Origin of the sequence: Bosea vaviloviae, assembly GCF_001741865.1 — a bacterium.
GTDB lineage: Bacteria > Pseudomonadota > Alphaproteobacteria > Rhizobiales > Beijerinckiaceae > Allobosea > Allobosea vaviloviae.
On record NZ_CP017147.1, the window covers coordinates 3,182,459 to 3,199,041 of the forward strand.

At 65.2% G+C, this 16,583-nt stretch carries 15 protein-coding genes; 10 read left to right on the forward strand and 5 right to left on the reverse strand.

The window, feature by feature from the left end; translation table 11 throughout:
* Positions 1-49: 49 nt before the first annotated feature.
* The gene (gene ehuR, locus BHK69_RS14660; RefSeq protein WP_069690746.1) at positions 50-1,504 is read right to left on the reverse strand and encodes a MocR-like ectoine utilization transcription factor EhuR; all 1,455 of its coding nucleotides are present in this window, start codon (positions 1,502-1,504) and stop codon (positions 50-52) included.
* Between the two features lie 59 nt (positions 1,505-1,563).
* On the opposite strand from ehuR, the gene BHK69_RS14665 reads away from it, so the two are divergent.
* The 3 genes from BHK69_RS14665 to BHK69_RS14675 all read left to right on the forward strand — a co-directional run bounded on the left by BHK69_RS14665 (position 1,564) and on the right by BHK69_RS14675 (position 5,536).
* Positions 1,564-1,791 carry an Lrp/AsnC family transcriptional regulator gene (locus tag BHK69_RS14665; protein WP_083269854.1) on the forward strand — a complete coding sequence of 76 codons (228 nt, stop codon included), beginning with the start codon at positions 1,564-1,566 and terminating at the stop codon, positions 1,789-1,791.
* Between the two features lie 305 nt (positions 1,792-2,096).
* The gene (locus BHK69_RS14670; protein WP_199579153.1) at positions 2,097-4,310 is read left to right on the forward strand and encodes a TonB-dependent receptor; all 2,214 of its coding nucleotides are present in this window, start codon (positions 2,097-2,099) and stop codon (positions 4,308-4,310) included.
* A gap of 65 nt (positions 4,311-4,375) precedes the next feature.
* A complete protein-coding gene (locus BHK69_RS14675) occupies positions 4,376-5,536 on the forward strand; it encodes an ABC transporter substrate-binding protein (RefSeq protein WP_069693667.1) in 1,161 nt (386 codons plus the stop codon).
* A 33-nt stretch (positions 5,537-5,569) separates the two neighbouring features.
* On the opposite strand, the gene BHK69_RS14680 is transcribed toward BHK69_RS14675, so the two are convergent.
* Positions 5,570-6,352 carry a class I SAM-dependent methyltransferase gene (locus BHK69_RS14680; RefSeq protein WP_069690747.1) on the reverse strand — a complete coding sequence of 261 codons (783 nt, stop codon included), beginning with the start codon at positions 6,350-6,352 and terminating at the stop codon, positions 5,570-5,572.
* Positions 6,353-6,946: 594 nt separating this feature from the next.
* On the opposite strand from BHK69_RS14680, the gene BHK69_RS14685 reads away from it, so the two are divergent.
* The 4 genes from BHK69_RS14685 (at position 6,947) to BHK69_RS14700 (ending at position 11,458) form a co-directional block, all read left to right on the forward strand.
* Positions 6,947-8,095 carry an ABC transporter substrate-binding protein gene (locus tag BHK69_RS14685; protein ID WP_069690748.1) on the forward strand — a complete coding sequence of 383 codons (1,149 nt, stop codon included), beginning with the start codon at positions 6,947-6,949 and terminating at the stop codon, positions 8,093-8,095.
* On the forward strand, positions 8,092-9,156 hold the full coding sequence (locus BHK69_RS14690; protein ID WP_069690749.1) for a FecCD family ABC transporter permease: 1,065 nt from the start codon (positions 8,092-8,094) through the stop codon (positions 9,154-9,156). Before BHK69_RS14685 ends, BHK69_RS14690 begins: the two co-directional genes overlap by 4 nt.
* Positions 9,150-9,926: an ABC transporter ATP-binding protein gene (locus BHK69_RS14695; protein ID WP_069690750.1), complete on the forward strand. Its 777-nt coding sequence runs from the start codon at positions 9,150-9,152 to the stop codon at positions 9,924-9,926. Before BHK69_RS14690 ends, BHK69_RS14695 begins: the two co-directional genes overlap by 7 nt.
* A gap of 500 nt (positions 9,927-10,426) precedes the next feature.
* Positions 10,427-11,458 (forward strand): Cj0069 family protein, encoded by a 1,032-nt coding sequence (locus BHK69_RS14700; RefSeq protein ID WP_069690751.1) that lies wholly within the window; start codon positions 10,427-10,429, stop codon positions 11,456-11,458.
* A gap of 243 nt (positions 11,459-11,701) precedes the next feature.
* Here the strand turns inward: BHK69_RS14700 and BHK69_RS14705 are convergent, their stop codons facing one another.
* Entirely contained in the window at positions 11,702-12,250 is a 549-nt protein-coding gene (locus tag BHK69_RS14705; protein ID WP_158516214.1) for a TetR/AcrR family transcriptional regulator, read from the reverse strand.
* A gap of 234 nt (positions 12,251-12,484) precedes the next feature.
* On the opposite strand from BHK69_RS14705, the gene BHK69_RS14710 reads away from it, so the two are divergent.
* From BHK69_RS14710 to BHK69_RS14720, 3 genes are all read left to right on the forward strand, one after another.
* Positions 12,485-13,297 carry an oxidoreductase gene (locus tag BHK69_RS14710; protein ID WP_069690752.1) on the forward strand — a complete coding sequence of 271 codons (813 nt, stop codon included), beginning with the start codon at positions 12,485-12,487 and terminating at the stop codon, positions 13,295-13,297.
* Between the two features lie 61 nt (positions 13,298-13,358).
* The gene (locus tag BHK69_RS14715; RefSeq protein ID WP_069690753.1) at positions 13,359-13,655 is read left to right on the forward strand and encodes a YciI family protein; all 297 of its coding nucleotides are present in this window, start codon (positions 13,359-13,361) and stop codon (positions 13,653-13,655) included.
* Between the two features lie 59 nt (positions 13,656-13,714).
* A complete protein-coding gene (locus BHK69_RS14720; RefSeq protein WP_069690754.1) occupies positions 13,715-14,488 on the forward strand; it encodes an SDR family NAD(P)-dependent oxidoreductase in 774 nt (257 codons plus the stop codon).
* Between the two features lie 150 nt (positions 14,489-14,638).
* On the opposite strand, the gene BHK69_RS14725 is transcribed toward BHK69_RS14720, so the two are convergent.
* Both BHK69_RS14725 and BHK69_RS14730 read right to left on the reverse strand, forming a co-directional pair.
* Positions 14,639-15,112 carry a VOC family protein gene (locus BHK69_RS14725; RefSeq protein ID WP_069690755.1) on the reverse strand — a complete coding sequence of 158 codons (474 nt, stop codon included), beginning with the start codon at positions 15,110-15,112 and terminating at the stop codon, positions 14,639-14,641.
* A gap of 219 nt (positions 15,113-15,331) precedes the next feature.
* Complete coding sequence (locus tag BHK69_RS14730) at positions 15,332-16,543, reverse strand: MFS transporter (RefSeq protein WP_069690756.1); 1,212 nt, start codon at positions 16,541-16,543, stop codon at positions 15,332-15,334.
* Between the last annotated feature and the right edge of the window lie 40 nt (positions 16,544-16,583).

Genomic DNA, 16,583 nt, shown 5'->3' on the forward strand with positions numbered 1-16,583 from the left:
AATGCCACGACGGCGCGGAAGGCCACCGCCGTCCTGCGCTACGCGCGTCTCAACCGATCGCGCCGATGTCGAAGACCGGCGGGAGCTGCTCGAAGGTCTGGCGTACGTCCGCGAGTGTCCGGGCCAGCAGTTCATGGCTCATTCGCCCGCCGAGGCAGATGCGGATGCCGCCGCCATGGCCGGTGCCGGCCACAAAGGGATCGGACGGCGTCACGGCGATGCGCCTGTCGGCAAGCGAGCGCACCAGGCTGTCCTCGGTCCAATGCGCCGGCACCTTGAGCCAGGCGCAGAGTGAGAGCGGATGGGTCGAGGCGACGTGAGCCCCTAGCGTCTCCGCGACGATGCGCTGGCGCGCCTTTGCCTCCTCGCGCTGGACGGCGAGCAGCCTTTGCGCGGTGCCGTCCTCGACCCAGCGCGTCGCGATCTCGGCCGGCAGATAGGTGCCGCTCCAGCTTGTCACGCGCAGGATCGAGGTGGCGCGGATCGAGTATTGCGGCGGCACGACCAGATAACCGACGCGCAGGCCGGTCAGCACCGCCTTGGTGAAGCTGGTGAGGAAGAAGCCGAGCTCGGGCAGCATCGCGGCGATCGACGGCAACGGCTCCTCGATGAGTGGCTTGTAGACCTCGTCCTCGACGACGAAGGCACCATGACGCTGCGCGATCTCGGCGATGGTGCGGCGACGTTCGGGTCCGGCGACATGGCTTGTCGGGTTGTTCAGCGTCGGGATCAGGACGAGCGCACGCACACCGCCGGCACGGCAGGCGGCATCGAAGGCATCAGGGCGAATGCCCTCCTCGTCGGTCGGCAAGCCCTTCAGGCTGAAGCCGAGGATGTTGGCGAGGCCGATGACGCCGTGATCGGTCAGATTCTCGGTCAGCACGACATCGCCGGCCCGGACCACGCAAGCCAGCGCCAGGAAGAGCGCATGCGCTGCGCCATTGGTGATCAGGATGCGCTCGACGGCCGTTTCGACGCCGAGCGGCGCAAGCCAGTGGCGGGCGGCCTCGCGATGGCGGTCGAGGCCGGCGATCGGACGGCAAGGCCGCATGAAGGCACCGTTGTCGTCCTCAGCCAGCGCCGCCAACGCCTGGCGCGAGGCTGTCTCATGCGCCTCGAGATAGACACCCCGCACGATCGAAAGATCGACGACCTCTGTCGGGCTGCGGTCGAGCATGAGCCGCCCCGCCTGCTCGGTGACGCGGCTCTTCACGAAGGTCCCGCGCCCGACTTCGCCACTGAGGTAGCCGAGGCGCTCGGCTTCCTTGTAGCTGAGGCTGACGGTCTGCACGGAGATGCCGAGTTCGCGGGCAAGGTCGCGATGGGTCGGCATCCGGTCCATCGGCTTCAGCACGCCGGAATTGATGTCGGCGATGATGCGCTCGGTCAGCGCGGCATGCTTGGTCTCGCCCTTCTGCTTCGTCAGGGCCGGCTGCCACGCGACGGCCTTCTCCAGAGCCGAAGAGAGCCTGTTGCTCGAAGGGCGTTCGGCTTGACGGAGCATAGATTGTCTCGTTCTTAAGACGCAGCATTCATGACATTATGCACGCGCGGCCGGCGAAGATGAAGCGCGATCCCGTCGACCTCAAGATCGTCGCCGCCCTGCAGCGCGACGGCCGCATGACCAAGCTCAAGCTCGCCGAGACGGTGGCGCTGTCGCCCGCTGCCTGTTGGGAGCGGCTGCGCCGGATGGAAGCAGCCGGCGTGATCAAGGGCCACGAGATTGGGACCGCGCGGGAGCGGGTAGCGCCGCTGCGCAGCCTGAGCTTTCGGCCTGCCTCTGATTTTTAGAACCCCGCTTGCAGAAATTGACATCGACAGCACGTCGAACCGCGGAGCAATTGAATTCCCCTGCGCGATGCACGCCGCATCACCGGGTACGGCCTGTGTCGGTCCTGCCGGGGGGTATTTTCTTGCGAAAATCGAGTGTATTATAATAATTATAAAGTAATAGTTGCCAATTCAGCACATTAAGATTGAATCAAGTTCTAGATATACAGGTGATATTGACGAAAATTACTCGCGGGAACGATAAGCGGCGAGACTATTGCCACTTTGCAGGCGCGCCCGGCGCGCCTTGTTCCCGAGAGACTGTCATGAAGCTCAACGACGTTCCGCTCACCGATGTCGCCGCCTCGCGCTGTGGCCGAGGCCGCTACCGCTGCCGGACGCGCGGATTGGTGTCGGTGCTTCTGGGGAGCGTGGGCTTCTGTCTCGCCACGGCTGCTGCCACGGCCCAGGAGCGGAGCGGCGGTCCGCTGCAGCTTGACGAGATCGTCGTGGACGGCCCGGCGAAACCGGGCGCGGTTCCGCCGGCTTTTGCCGGAGGGCAGGTGGCGCAGGGCGGGCGGCTTGGCCTGCTCGGCAATGCCGAAACCCTCAAATCACCCTTCAATATGACGAGCTATACGGCCGGGCTGATCGCAAATCTGCAGGCTTCGACAGTCGCCGATGCGCTGATCCTGGACCCTTCGGTGCGCAGCTCGCATCCGACCGGCGGCATCGTCGAATCCTTCAACATCCGCGGCTTCCCGGTGGGGGAGGGCAATAGCGGCGAGATCGCCTTCGATGGCGTCTTCGGCGTGGCGCCGAACTACCGCGTCTTCACCGACTACGCCGAGCGCATCGAGGTCCTCAAAGGGCCTGCCGCGGCGTTGTCGGGCATTGCGCCCAATGGTGGCATCGGCGGCGTCATCAACATCGTGCCCAAGCGCGCGGAAGCCGATCTGACGCGTGTGGGAACGGAGTTTTCCTCGAAAGCCTATGGCGGCGCCAGCTTTGACATCGCTCGGCGCTATGGAGCGGCGCGCGAATTCGGTGTGCGCGCCAATGGCAGCCTGCGCGGCGGCGACACCGCGATCGACAACCAGCGCAACACCACGGGGATCGGCTCCCTGGCGCTGGACTATCAGGGCGAGCGTTTCCGAAGCTGGGTTTACGTGCTGGCGCAGCGCGACAGCTGGGATGCGCCTTCGCGCCCCTACAGGATGAGCGCGGGCATTCCGGTTCCAAAGGCGCCCAATGGCGCCCGCAACATGATCCAGCCCTGGGAGTTCTCGCAGGTCGACGATAGTTCGGCGCTGATCAAGAACGAGTACGACCTCACCGACAACGTGACGCTGTTCGCCAATGCCGGCGGCTCACGGACGCGGGTCAACCGCTTCTTTGCCAATTCGCCCTTGCCCACGATTCTCAATCTGAATGGCGACACCACCCAGGCGCCGCAATATTTCGACATGACGATCGCTCGGCAGACCTATGATGCCGGTTTCCGCGCCCGTTTCGATACAGGCTTCGTCAAGCATGCGCTGACTTTCCAGGCCTCCTACTACCGCGAGGACACTGATCGGGCCCTGACCGCTGGGCGGGCCTTCGCCTCGAACATCTACGCTCCGGCGCTGACGGCACCGCAATTCGCGACGCGCGCACCCCGCATCAGGCTCTCGGACAGCGACCTGACGAGCGTCGCGCTCGCCGACACGCTGTCGGTGCTGGACGAGCGTGTCGCTCTGACGCTCGGCGTGCGCCGGCAGTCCGTCCAATCCACCAATTATGCTACGACAAACGGGGCGGTCACGTCGTCCTATGACGAGAGCGCCACAACCCCTTTGGTCGGGCTCGTCCTGCGACCGCACCAGAATCTGTCGCTCTATGCCAATTATGTGGAAGGGCTGAGCCGCGGCGACATTGCCCCCAACACCGCCAGCAATGCCGGAGAGACCTTCGCCCCCTATCGGACGAAGCAGTACGAGGCCGGCGCGAAGCTGCAATATGGCAGCTTCGGCGCGACGCTTGCCGGCTTCCAGATCACCAAGCCGAGCGGGGAGCTCAACGGCAATCTGTTCGTCGTCGGTGGCGAGCAGCGCGTTCGCGGGCTCGAGTTCAATATTTACGGCGAGGTCGCGGCGGGGCTGCGGCTCCTGGGCGGGCTTGCCTTGCTCGATGGAAAACTGACCAAGACGGCAGTCGCGGCCAATCGCGGCAACGATCCGATCGGCGTGCCGCCCGCACAGTTCAATCTCGGCGCCGAATGGGACCTGCCCTGGCTCAAGGGCCTGACGCTGACGGGCACGCTGGTCTACACCAGCAAGCAGTATATCGATGCCGCCAACACCCAATCCCTGCCGGACTGGGCGCGGGTCGATATCGGGGCGCGCTACGCCACCGAGATCGCCGGCCGCAAGACGACCTTCCGAGCCTCCGTCCAGAACGTCACGGCCGAGAAATACTGGTCGAGCGTCGCTTCATTCGGGACCTTCTATCTCGGCGCGCCGCGGACCTATCGCCTGTCCATGTCGGTCGACCTGTGAGGCTGACGGGCCTCGCTTTTGGCCGGCAGATAGGCCTGCGGGGCCGCGTAGCCCGGGCCGCGCTGATGGCGCGGTCCATCCTGCTGTCGCTGAGCGTCATCCTCTGCAGCGCGGCGGCTCGCGCAGAGCAGGCCACGGTGACGGATGTGCTTGGGCGCCGCGTCAAAGTGGCGGTGCCGGTCGAGCGGGTTCTCCTCGGCGAGGGGCGGCAGATTCACATCGTCGCCGCGCTTGATCGCGAGGCACCCTTCCGCCGCGTGATCGGCTGGGGGGACGACCTCGAAAAGGCCGACCCCGACACCTACCGGGCCTACCTCGCCCGCTATCCCGAGGTCGCGGCATTGCCCAAATTCGGCTCGGCGAGCCAGGGCGGCTTCGATATCGAAAAGGCCATCTCGCTGAAGCCGGACGTGGTCTTTCTGAATGTCGAGGCGCAGCGCGCCGGGGAGGAGATGCAGCTCATCGAAAAGCTCGCCGCCGTCGGCGTGCCGGTCGTCTATATCGATTTTCGCCATGCGCCGTTCCGGAACACCGAACCGTCGATGCGATTGATGGGGCAGCTCTTTGGCCGGTCGGAGGTCGCGGAGGCGTTGATCGCCTTTCGCGCGAGCGAGATCGCGCGGGTGACCGAGCGGCTGGCCAAGGCGCAGGACCTGAAGACGCCCGAGCTCAGGCGGCCGCTGGTGATGCTCGACCGGATACCCGGCTATTCCGACGATTGCTGCATGACCTTCGGCCCTGAGAACTTCGGCAAGATGGTCGAGATCGCCGGCGGGACGAATCTCGGAAGCGAATTGCTGTCGGGGACATTCGGGACGATCAATCCGGAAACGATCGTCGCCCGCAATCCCGAGGTCGTCATCGCGACCGGCGGCAATTGGGGCGCGCTTGCTCCCGGGGGAGGCTGGGTCGGCCTGGGGCCGGGAGCCGATCTCGTGGAGGCCAAGCGCAAGCTCGCGGCACTTGCCAGGCGTCCCGCCTTCGCCCAGACGGCGGCCGTCGCGAATGGTCGCGTCTATGCCATCTGGCATCAGTTCTACAACAACCCCTACCAGTTCGTGGCGATCCAGCGGATCGCAGGCTGGCTCCATCCCGCGCTCTTCGCCGATCTCGATCCGGAGGAGACATTGCGCCAACTCCATGAGCGCTTCCTGCCGCTGCCCTATCGTCCCGGCTACTGGGTTGGACTCGATGAGCGGCGAAAGGGCGACAAGCCTGCACCGTGAAGCGCAGCGGCGCGCGCTGGCTTGCTGGCGGCGTCAGCCGGGCTTGCGGGCAGAGACCAGGAAACGGTCCTGGCTGGCACGTTCCAGCCGCTTGTGCAGCGGCATGAAGCGGCCTTGCGCGCGATGGATCGCATGCAGGTCGCGATCGATCGCGATGCCGACGAAGCCTGCCTCGCCGAGCAGCCGGGCGACCTCTTCGGGCCGGCAGCCCTGCGAGAAATAGACCCGCGAGACGATGTCGGCGTGCATAGCGGCGTGCGCCGCCGGCGGCGGCAGCTTCGCGAAGCGCCTGGCGATTCCGGCGAGCAGGCGCAGCGGCCTGCCATTGCCCGGACGCGGATTGGTCATGTCGACATCGACGATCGCGACCCTGCCGCCGGGCTTGAGGACACGCAGCCACTCGCGGAAGGAGGCGGGCGGGTCCGGCAGCGTCCAGACCAGATGGCGCGTCGCCACCACGTCATAGCTGTCATCGGCCTCGAGCGTGTCCTCGGCGTCGCCGGCATAAAGCCGGATCGGCTTGCCCGCGGTCTTGGCGCGGGCCCGGGCGAGCATCGCCTCGGAGAGGTCGAGCCCCGTCACGCTATAGCCGAGCTCCGCCAGCAACAGCGATATCACGCCTGTTCCGCTGGCGAGGTCGAGGGCTCTTCCGCCACTTGCCTCGCCGAGATGGCGCGCGAACAGCGCAAGCCAGGCTCGCCGCTCATCGGCCGAGAAGATCTCGTGGCCGGGCTGGCTGTCGAAATTTTCCGAGCGCATCGACCAGTAGTCGCGGATCTCGTCTTTCAGGCTGAGATTATGATGCAAGGCCGTCATGGCTGGGTGCCCGTCACGTCGATGCCGGTTTGCAGAGCACGAAAGCAGTGGCCCGGGCAAGCGTGGTTGCGGCCCAGGGCTGTCCGGTTGGGGGGCTGAGCGGATCATGCACAGCTCCTCCCTCGCGGGTGAGATGGAAGCGAAGCGCCGGATGAAGCGCGCGGGGAACCCTTCTCCTGTAAGGAGAAGGGCAGGGATGAGGTGTCGGCCCCTGGGCCAGTAAAGCGCAAAGCCAACCGCGCGCGGCGGTGAGGGCTCGTCCCCTCCGGATAACGGCCGACACCTCACCCTGCCCTCTCCTTACAGGAGAGGGTTCTCCGGCGCGGTTCCCGCGTCATTCGATTTCGATGCGGGAGAGGGGTCCCCCGCGCTTGTCTCATTCGTCACCGCCCGCTCGAAAGCCTGCGATGAACGGAGCTTTCGATCGGGCGCTCGCGGCGAACCAGGCAAGCGCGGAATCTGGCGGGAGCAGGCAGAGATTCTACTGTTCCGGGTCGTAATCATATCTTTGTTTAGACCAATTCAAAAAGATAAACCTTGACCCTATACGAGCCCAGACATACGAGCCCGACACTTCCTCGAAGGGCTTTTCTGATGTTTTCTCTCCGCAATATTCTTGGAGCTGTCGGCCTTGCAGCAGTGCTGCTGGTCGCGATCAAGCCGGCGCAGGCGGAGAAGGTCGCGGTCACGGACGTGCTCGGCCGCAAGGTCGAGGTCGAGACGCCGGTGCGGCGCGTGATCCTGGGCGAGGGGCGGCAGATGTATTTCGTCGCCGCGCTGGATCGCGACGAGCCGTTCAAGCGCGTCATCGCCTGGCGCGACGACCTGCCGAAGGCCGACCCCGACAGCTACAAGGCCTATCTCGCGCGCTATCCCGGGATCGCGAAGCTCCCGACCTTCGGCGGCATGAAGGAGGGCGCCTTCGACATCGAGCAGGCGATCGCTCTCAAGCCCGACGTGCTCTTCCTCAATGTCGAGGCGAAGATCGCCAGCGACGAGGCGAGCCTGGTCGAGAAGCTCGCCGCGGTCGGCATCCCGGTGGTCTATGTCGATTTCCGCGAGAAGCCGTTCCAGAACACCGAGCCCTCGATGCGATTGATCGGCAAGCTCTTCGGCAAGGAGGCGATCGCCGAGGACTTCGTCTCCTTCCGCGCCGCCGAGATCGCCCGCATCACCGAGCGGCTGGCCAAGGCGCAAAACCTGAAGAAGCCCGTCGTGATGATCGAGCGCGCCGGCGGTTATTCCGACGATTGCTGCATGTCCTTCGGCAACGAGAATTTCGGCAAGATGGTCGAGATCGCGGGCGGCAGGAATCTCGCCGCCGACCTGATCCCCGGCACCTTCGGAACCGTCAACCCGGAAGCGGTCGTCGCGGCCAATCCCGAGGTGGTGATCGTGACCGGGGGCAATTGGAGCGCCTATGTGCCCAACGGCGCCTGGGTCGGGCTCGGGCCGGGCAGCGATCTTCCCGAAGCGCGCCGCCGGCTTGCCGCGCTCGCCAAGCGCCCTGCCTTCGCGCAGACGCAAGCCGTCAGGAACGGGCGTGTCCACGCGATCTGGCACCAGTTCTACAACAGCCCCTATCAGTTCGTGGCGATCCAGGAGATCGCGACATGGCTGCATCCCGAGCTGTTCAAGGACATCGATGCCGAGGCGACGCTGAAGACGCTGCATGAGCGCTTCCTGCCGCTGCCTTATGAGCCCGGCTACTGGGTCACGGTCGAGAGCAGGCCGGGGCAATGACCGCAACCGTCGCCCGGGACGCGGTGCAGGCGCGCTTCGCCTATCGCGCCCTGACATTCCGCCGGCGCCTGATCCTGCTGGGGCTGTTCGGGCTGCTGCTGGCGAGCTTCATCGTCGACCTGATGCTGGGCCCGGCGCGTTACAGCGCCAGCCAGGTGCTCGAGGCGCTGTTTGATCCCGCGGGCGTGCCGGCTGCGCTGCGGGTGGTGATCTGGGATATCCGGCTGCCGGTCGCGCTGATGGCGGTCGTCACCGGCGCGTCGCTCGCGGTGGCGGGCGCGCAGATGCAGACCATCCTGAACAACCCGCTCGCCAGCCCCTTCACGCTCGGCATCTCGGCGGCGGCGAGCTTTGGCGCTGCGCTCGCGCTCGTCTTCGGCGTCGGCCTGCTGCCGATCGCGGCCGACTATATCGTCTCGATCAACGCCTTCATCGTGGCGATGGGCGCAGCGCTGCTGATCCATGTTCTCAGCCAATCGCGCGGCGTCACCACCGAGACCGTGATCCTGCTCGGCATCGCGCTGGTCTTCACCTTCAACGCATTGCTCGCCTTGCTGCAATTCTTCGCCTCCGAGCAGGCGCTTGGCGCAGTGGTGTTCTGGATGATGGGCTCGCTGACCAAGGCGAGCTGGAACAAGCTCGCCATCACCACCGGCGTGCTGGCCCTGAGCCTGCCCTTCTTCTTCCACCGTGCCTGGGCGCTGACGACGCTCAGGCTCGGCGACGACAAGGCGGCGAGCTTCGGCATCAACGTCAAGCGGCTGCGACTCGAGATCATGCTGCTTGTCAGCCTGCTCGCCGCGGTGCCGGTCTCCTTCGTCGGCACGATCGGCTTCATCGGCCTTGTCGGCCCTCATATCGCGCGCATGGTGATCGGCGAGGACCAGCGCTTCTTCGTGCCGGCCTCGGCGCTGGCGGGAGCGGCGATCCTCTCGGCCTCCTCGGTCGTCTCGAAATCACTGATCCCGGGCCTGATCTTCCCGATCAGCATCGTGACCGCGCTGATCGGCGTGCCGTTCTTCTTCAGCCTGATCATGACGAGCAGGAAGCGGTCATGGTGAGCCTCAGGCTCGACGGCGTCGGCGTCTCCTATGGCCGCCGCAGCGTCCTGGAAGGGATCACGACGCCTGTGCTTGCGGGCGGCGAAGTCGTCGCCGTGGTCGGGCCCAACGCGGCCGGCAAGTCGAGCCTGTTCCGGCGCATCGCCGGGCTGATTTCCGGTGTCGGCGAGGTCGCGATCGAGGGCAAGAGCGCGGTCGCGGGACGCAGCCGGCCAAACGCCTGCTACCTGCCTCAGGACACGGCGGTGAATGCCGTGCTCACCGTCTACGAGTCGATCCTGCTCGCCTTCAAGCAGGGCGGCTCCTGGTCGGTCAGCGACGATGAATTGAAGCGTATCGACACGGTGCTGCGCGAACTCGAGATCGAGGACCTGGCCTTCCGCGGGCTGGGCGAACTCTCGGGCGGCCAGCGCCAGCTCGTCTCGATTGCCCAGACGCTGGCGCGCGAGCCCGACATCCTGCTGCTCGACGAGCCGACCAGCGCGCTCGATCTCCACCGCCAGTTCGAGGTTCTCTCACTGGTGCAGCGGCTGGCCCGCGAGCGCGGCATGCTGGTGCTGATCTCGATCCACGACCTCAATCAGGCGCTGCGCTTCGCCGACCGCATCATGGTGCTGGCACGGTCGCGGCTGGTGGCGCTGGGAACCCCGCGCGAGATCGTGACACCGGCGCTGCTCGCCGATGTCTATGGCGTGCGCGCCCGCGTCGAGATGCTGGAGGGCGAACAGCCTTATGTCGTCGTCGAGGGGGCCGTGGCGCGCGCGGCCTGAACCCGGCCGTCAGTGCTGCCTCGAGCTGTCCAGCCAGAGGCTGACCTGGAATGAACCCAATGATGTCAATGGCTCAGCCTTGATCATCTACGCGCCGTCATTCCGGACGCAGCGAAGCGGAGATCCGGAATCCATCGTAGAGTTCGGTGGCCTCCGATGGATTCCGGATCTGCGCCGCTGACGCGGCTTGTCCGGAATGACGGCGCGGGTGATGGCAAACGATCGGAGACCCTCGATATCGCTCGATTCATTCCCGACCAGGCTCTCAGGATGAGGGCTCGGGAGGTTTCCAGGCAGCCCCTTGGATTTGCGGCAAAGACCTTCAGCTCGTCTGTTTCCATCTGACGCTGAAGCTTGATCGCGCGGCGTGTCGGATCTATCTATCGAGCGTCGGGGCGTCGCAGGCTCCCGGCGCCTCAAGACGGTTCCCCGTCCAAGTCCTGCTCGCGGTCGGCGCGTTCGCGCGCGGCCGGAGCACGATTGAATGGGAGCCGTTTTTCATGTCCGAATCCAGAACTCACCTTGGCCGCGTCGCCATTCTGTGGCGGGGTGATGAAGCGGAACGCCGCAGCGCCACGCTGGCGACCAGCCGGTTCAAGGCCGTATTCGCGGCGCTCGCCGATGTCGGCGTCAAGGCAGAACCCGTCATCTACGAGGACGAATGCCTGGATGCCGTTCGGGCAGAGCTCGCCAGGTTCGATGGCGTGCTCGTCTGGGTCAATCCGATCCATGAGGGGCGAAACCGCTCAAACCTCGACGGGCTGCTGCGCGAGGTCGCAGCGCGTGGCGTCTGGGTGAGCGCTCATCCCGATGTCATCCTCACGATGGGCGTCAAGGAGGTCCTCCATCGAACCAGGATGATGAGCTGGGGTGGCGACACGGCGCTTTATCGAACCGCCGAGGCGATGCGCGCCGAATTTCCGGGGCGGCTTGCCGCTGGGCCGCGCGTGATCAAGCGCAATCGCGGCAATGGCGGCCAAGGCGTGTGGAAGGTCGAGATGCTGGCCAGTCGAGTCGATCGGCCGATGGCGCGCGTGCTGGACGCCACCAAGGATGTGCCGGAGGAGCTGGCGCTGGATGCGTTTCTGGAACGCTGCGTCGCGTATTTCGACGACGGCTGTGTGATCGATCAGCTTTTCCAGGCGCGTCTGAGCGAAGGCGTGGTGCGTTGTTATATGGCAGGCGAGCGCGGCTTCGGGCATCAGAAGGTCAAGGCCTTGGTGGCGGCGCCAGCGGCGCGCGCGCAGGCCGGGCCGCGGCTCTACACATCCAATGCCGAGCCGCGCTTTCAGCGTCTGCGCCGCTTGATGGAAGACGAGTGGACGCCACAGCTCACCACTTTGCTGGGCATCCAGCAGTGCGACCTGCCGATGATCTGGGACGCGGACTTCATGCTCGGTCCGCCCGGGGACGACGGTGCCGATGCTTACGTGCTTGGCGAGATCAACGTCAGTTCGGTGTTCCCGATCCCCGACGAGGCGCCTGCCGAGATCGCCAGCCGCGTCGCCGATCGGCTACGATCGAAGCTCTGAACGGGAAGGGCCGGCGGTTGTGACCGCTGGCGAGGTGGCGCGGCTCCCGCGCGGGGGGCCTTTCGGGCGATGAGCCCAAGCCCGCTCCGAGCCCAAGCCCGCTCCGAGCCCAAGTCCGCTCCGAGCCCAAGTCCGCTCCGAACCCAAGTCCGCCCTGAGCCCAAATCCGCTCTGAGCCAAAAGTCCGCACCTGGCGCGAGGGGGCGCGCCTGGGCGCGGTTTCGAGCGGTTCGACGTCACCGTTCATGCAGAAATCGGTGTCGAGTGTCGCTTCACGAGATCGTTCGAGACCGTGTCGATGATCTCGCCGGACAGCGTCGGATCCGGCACGGCGCGGGAGAGCACGACCGATCCGATCATCTCGGCAAGAACGGCGATCGCTGTACTGCGCTTGGCGACCGGGTCGCCTCCTGGCACGAGCCTGGTGAGAAGCGCGATATAATTGCTGACGATATTGCCGAAGAACGCCCGCAGCGCCGGGTCGTCATGTCGTGCCGCATCGCCAGCCAGCGCCGCAAGGCTGCACCCGTGCCCCGGATCATCCCGGTGATCGTCGGAGACGTAGTGGCGCACGAGCGTCTGCAGCGGATCATCGCTGGCGGCAATACGGCGCGCCAGATCCGCGCTCATATCGTCATAGGCCCGCTTGACCGCCTGAACGACGAGGTCGTCCTTCGACTTGAACTGCCGATAGAAAGCTCCGTGGGTGAGCCCGGCCGCTTTCATCAGGTCGGCAAGGCCGATCCCGTCGATTCCGCGTTCGCGGAAGAGCTTTGCGGCGGTGTCGATCACGCGCTCGCGATTCTGCTCGACCGTTTCCTTGCTTACCTTCACGACCGCATTCCTCATCAATGGTGCTGATCACATATCAGACCGGGGTGCCTCTTTTCGCCAGGTCTCGGTGTCCGCCCCAAACGCTGGTCCTTGACAATGATTATGATCATAATCATAACTGGCAATGATTACGAGCGTAATCATTATCTTTCGTTGAAGAGGGAATTTGGGATGGCACAGGGTCAATCGCGCATGGCGGGTGAAAAGGTCGCGCTGATCACAGGCGCTTCGGGGGGCATCGGGCTTGCGGCCGGGGTCGCGCTCATCCGCGCGGGCTACCGGGTGTTCGGCACCAGCCGCCAGGCCGCGCCCAATGAGGTGCGCCAGGGCATTCATATGCTGCGCTGCGACGTCACCGACGACGAGTCGGTCAAGCTCTTGGTCAAGGAGGTCATCGGGCTTGCAGGCCGGATCGACGTGCTCGTCAACAATGCCGGCCGCAGCCTGATCGGCGCCGCCGAGGAATCATCGATCGGCCAGGCCCAGAATCTGTTCGACATCAATGTCTACGGCATCCTCCGCACGACCAAGGAGGTGCTGCCCATCATGCGCAAGCAGGGCAAGGGCCGGATCATCAACATCAGTTCGGTCGCCGGTTTCCTGCCAGGTCCCTATACGGCGCTCTACAACGCCACCAAACACGCCGTCGAAGGCTATTCCGAGTCGCTCGATCACGAGCTTCGTACGCTCGGAATTCGTGTGTCCCTGGTCGAGCCCGCCTTCACCCGCACCGCGCTGGAAGACAACGGGGACAAGCCCGACCAAATCCTGAGCGTCTACGACAAAGGACGCGCGGCAGCGAATGCGACATGGCGCAACGGCATCGCGAATGGTGACCCGGTGGAAGCCGTGGCGGAGAAAGTGGTGCTGGCCGCCACCGACAAGGAGCCGAGCCTTCGGTACACACCCGGGACAATGGCGGGCCGTCTGCGCCTCATGCGGCGCTTCATCCCCGAGAAGATCTTCGAGAAGAGCTTCCGCAAGCAGATGGGCGTGATCGATTGATCCCTCACATCGCGGCACAGTCAAGCAAACCGGCATGTCCCATTAGCTGAGGAGCGAAAGCATGAAATACTACCTCTGCAAGTATATTCCGCCCCGCGCGGACTTTCTGGCGACGATGACCGCCGATGAGAAAGACTGGATGAAGCAGCACGGGGCCTTCCTGGATGCCCTGCTCGAAAAGGGCCAGATCGTCGCGCACGGCCCCGTGATGGACCCGAATGGTGGTTACGGGGTGTCGCTCTACCAGATCACTGACGATCTGGAGATCGAGGCGATCACCTCGCAAGACCCCATCGTCAGGAATGGCGCCGGTCACTACGAGCATCATCCGATGCTTCATCTGAAAGCGCGCGGCTGACCTCCCATTCGGCCCCTTTTCGCAACACGCGACCCAAGAGAACATCCAAGAGAACATCCATGACGACAGCACTCATTACTGGCGCTTCGAGCGGCATCGGCGCAGTCTATGCACGCCGCCTGGCCGCACGCGGCCACGACCTTGTCATCGTCGCTCGCACTGCCGACAGGCTCAACGCCCTCGCGGCCGAATTGCGCAAAGCACATGGCGTCGCGATCGAGGTGATCACGGCCGACCTGATCGAGGGTCCGCAACTCGAACCGGTCCTCCAGCGCCTTCGTTCCGACCCGCCGATCGATATTCTCGTCAACAACGCCGGCGCCGGCCTGATCGGCGATTTCGCGACGGCCGATCCTGCGGAGATGTACAAGCTGCTGCGGCTGAACGTCCTCGTGCCGACCTTGCTCACCTCTGCCGTCATCGACGGCATGGTCGAACGGGGCAATGGTGCGATCATCAATATCGCATCGGTGCTGGCTCTGATTCCGGAATACGCAAGGGGCATCTACCCAGCGACAAAATCCTATCTGATGACGCTTTCGCAGGGGCTGGCCGCCGAAATGGCGTCGAAGGGCGTCTATGTGCAGGCTGTGCTGCCCGCGGCTACACGCACGGAAATTTACGAACGGGCCGGTGGCGACATCAGCAAGGTTCCCGACGTCATGGAGGTCGAGGACCTCGTCGACGCGGCTCTGGTCGGCTTCGATCGTCGGGAACTGGTCACGATCCCGCCGGTGCCCGACGCCGCGGCATGGGAGGCCTTTGAGCAGGCGCGTGGCGTTCTGGCGTCAGGCTTCAGCAACTCCAAACCGGCCGCGCGCTATCGAGGCTGAAGCCATCCTGACTGTCCGGTCCCGGGTCATGTCCCAATATCCGCTCCTGGCGCCGAGCCGGAACGATGGGCCGCCGCCAAAGCAAGCCACCGACATAGGTGGAAGGTGGGCATGCTCCGGCAGCAATGTGGCCGCCAGACGCGACGAGCCTCAACCGCGCCGCGCCGCCTCGATCGCGGCGACGTCGATTTTCCCCATGGTCATCATGGCATCGAAGGCGCGCTTGGCCTCGTCGCCGCCAGCCGCCAGGGCGTCGATCAGGACGCGCGGCGTGATTTGCCAGGAAATCCCCCACTTGTCCTTGCACCAGCTGCAGGCGCTCTCCTGGCCGCCATTGCCGACGATGGCATTCCAGTAGCGGTCGGTCTCCTCCTGATCGTCGGTGGCGATCTGGAACGAGAAGGCTTCGTCAGGCTTGAACGCGGGACCGCCATTGAGGCCGACGCAAGCGACGCCGGCAACCGTGAATTCGACCGTCAGCACGTCGCCCGCCTTGCCGGAGGGGTAGTCGCTGGGTGCGCGGTGGACGGCGCCCACCGCGCTATTGGGAAAGGTCGCCGCGTAGAAGCGGGCCGCAGCCTCAGCGTCCTTATCGAACCAGAGACAGATCGTGTTCTTTGCCATGACGCGTCCTTTCGCTGTGAAGCCGAATTCCGGCCCTATATCCCCATCAGCCGTCTTCTTAAGTCAGAGCATTTCCGCGTTTCTCCGAAGCGCGGAAATGTCTATCTCCTTGTTTTGTCGCATTTTCCTGGCGCGAACCGGTGTCCACTTCGCTTGAAAATGCTCTCGCTAGCCAGGCGCATGTCTCCACCCAGGCGCCGTCTTGTCCGGGCAACTCCTTCACGCCGTGGCGAGTTGCAGCGGCGATTTTGCCGGGAACGGCCTGAAGGTGGCCAGCACCAGCGTTGCCGCCAGACCCAGGCCCCAGGACGCGACGTATAGCGGCGCATAGCTCCCGAAATTGTCGTAGATCAAGCCGCCGAGCACAGGCCCCGTCGACATGCCGAGGCTGCCGGCCATCGCGGTTCCACCGATGATCGTGCCCATCATCCTCTGCGGGAAATTCTCGCGGATGATCACGGCGTAGAGCGGCATCGTGCCGGCGTAGATGAAGCCGACCAGAACGGCCACCGCATAGAAGCTGCCGAGTTGGCCTGCGAAGGCATAGGCGAGCACGCCGAAGGCCTGGGCCAGCAGCCCGGCGACAAGGACGCGCTGCGCCCCGAGCCGGTCCCCCGCGAGGCCGAAGCCGATGCGGCCGAACATGCCGGCCAAGCCTTCGACGCTATAGATCGAGACGGCCGCGACCATGGGGATGCCGCAGGTCACGGCATAGGCCACGGTATGGAAGATCGGCCCGGAATGCGTGGCGCAGCAGAAGAAATTCGCCAGCATCAGGGTGATGAATTGCGGCGAGCGCACCGCTTGGCCGACCGTCATGCCAGGCTCGGCCGCGTCGGTGGAGGTCTGGGCCGGCTCATCGTCCTGCACCGGCGGCCGGCGCACCAGCAGCGCAGCCGGGATCATCAGCGCAGCCGCGATGCCGGCCATGATCAGCATGGCGCCACGCCAGTGGTGGACCGTGACCAGCCAGGCCGCGAGCGGGGCCATGGTCATCGGGGCCATGCCCATGCCCGCGGAAACCAGCGAGACCGCCAGGCCGCGCTGCGTATCGAACCAGCCGGTGACGCAGGCCATCATCGGCGCAAAGACGGCCGCTGTCGCCGCCCCGACCAGCAGGCCGAACAGCAATTGGAATTCGATCAGCGAATCTGCCCGGCTGGCGAGGGCAAGGCTCACTGCGAGCACGATCGATCCGGTCAGGACCACGGGGCGCGGCCCGAACCTGTCGGAGAGGCCGCCCCAGACCATGCTGGCGGCTGCCATGGCGAGAAAGCCGATCGTCATGGCGGTGGAAATGCCGGTAACCGACCAGCCTGTGTCCTGCGCCATCGGCCGCAGGAAGACGGGCAGCGAGAACATGGCCCCGACCGCGGCGCAGCCGAGCAATCCACCGGCGGCAACGATCACCCATCGATAAGGACGGTCCATCCTGATCTCCTGACTACGGATAACGGGTCGGTCCTGGCGG

What these genes read in the sequence shown, in the direction of transcription:
- BHK69_RS14730 (WP_069690756.1), bottom strand. Translation starts at nt 16,543, where the DNA reads ATGGACCGTCCTTATCGATGGGTGATCGTTGCCGCCGGTGGATTGCTC.
- BHK69_RS14710 (WP_069690752.1), top strand. Translation starts at nt 12,485, where the DNA reads ATGGCGGGTGAAAAGGTCGCGCTGATCACAGGCGCTTCGGGGGGCATC.
- BHK69_RS14670 (WP_199579153.1), top strand. Translation starts at nt 2,097, where the DNA reads ATGAAGCTCAACGACGTTCCGCTCACCGATGTCGCCGCCTCGCGCTGT.
- BHK69_RS14665 (WP_083269854.1), top strand. Translation starts at nt 1,564, where the DNA reads ATGAAGCGCGATCCCGTCGACCTCAAGATCGTCGCCGCCCTGCAGCGC.
- BHK69_RS14675 (WP_069693667.1), top strand. Translation starts at nt 4,376, where the DNA reads ATGGCGCGGTCCATCCTGCTGTCGCTGAGCGTCATCCTCTGCAGCGCG.
- BHK69_RS14685 (WP_069690748.1), top strand. Translation starts at nt 6,947, where the DNA reads ATGTTTTCTCTCCGCAATATTCTTGGAGCTGTCGGCCTTGCAGCAGTG.
- BHK69_RS14690 (WP_069690749.1), top strand. Translation starts at nt 8,092, where the DNA reads ATGACCGCAACCGTCGCCCGGGACGCGGTGCAGGCGCGCTTCGCCTAT.
- BHK69_RS14720 (WP_069690754.1), top strand. Translation starts at nt 13,715, where the DNA reads ATGACGACAGCACTCATTACTGGCGCTTCGAGCGGCATCGGCGCAGTC.
- BHK69_RS14700 (WP_069690751.1), top strand. Translation starts at nt 10,427, where the DNA reads ATGTCCGAATCCAGAACTCACCTTGGCCGCGTCGCCATTCTGTGGCGG.
- BHK69_RS14725 (WP_069690755.1), bottom strand. Translation starts at nt 15,112, where the DNA reads ATGGCAAAGAACACGATCTGTCTCTGGTTCGATAAGGACGCTGAGGCT.
- BHK69_RS14715 (WP_069690753.1), top strand. Translation starts at nt 13,359, where the DNA reads ATGAAATACTACCTCTGCAAGTATATTCCGCCCCGCGCGGACTTTCTG.
- BHK69_RS14680 (WP_069690747.1), bottom strand. Translation starts at nt 6,352, where the DNA reads ATGACGGCCTTGCATCATAATCTCAGCCTGAAAGACGAGATCCGCGAC.
- ehuR (WP_069690746.1), bottom strand. Translation starts at nt 1,504, where the DNA reads ATGCTCCGTCAAGCCGAACGCCCTTCGAGCAACAGGCTCTCTTCGGCT.
- BHK69_RS14695 (WP_069690750.1), top strand. Translation starts at nt 9,150, where the DNA reads ATGGTGAGCCTCAGGCTCGACGGCGTCGGCGTCTCCTATGGCCGCCGC.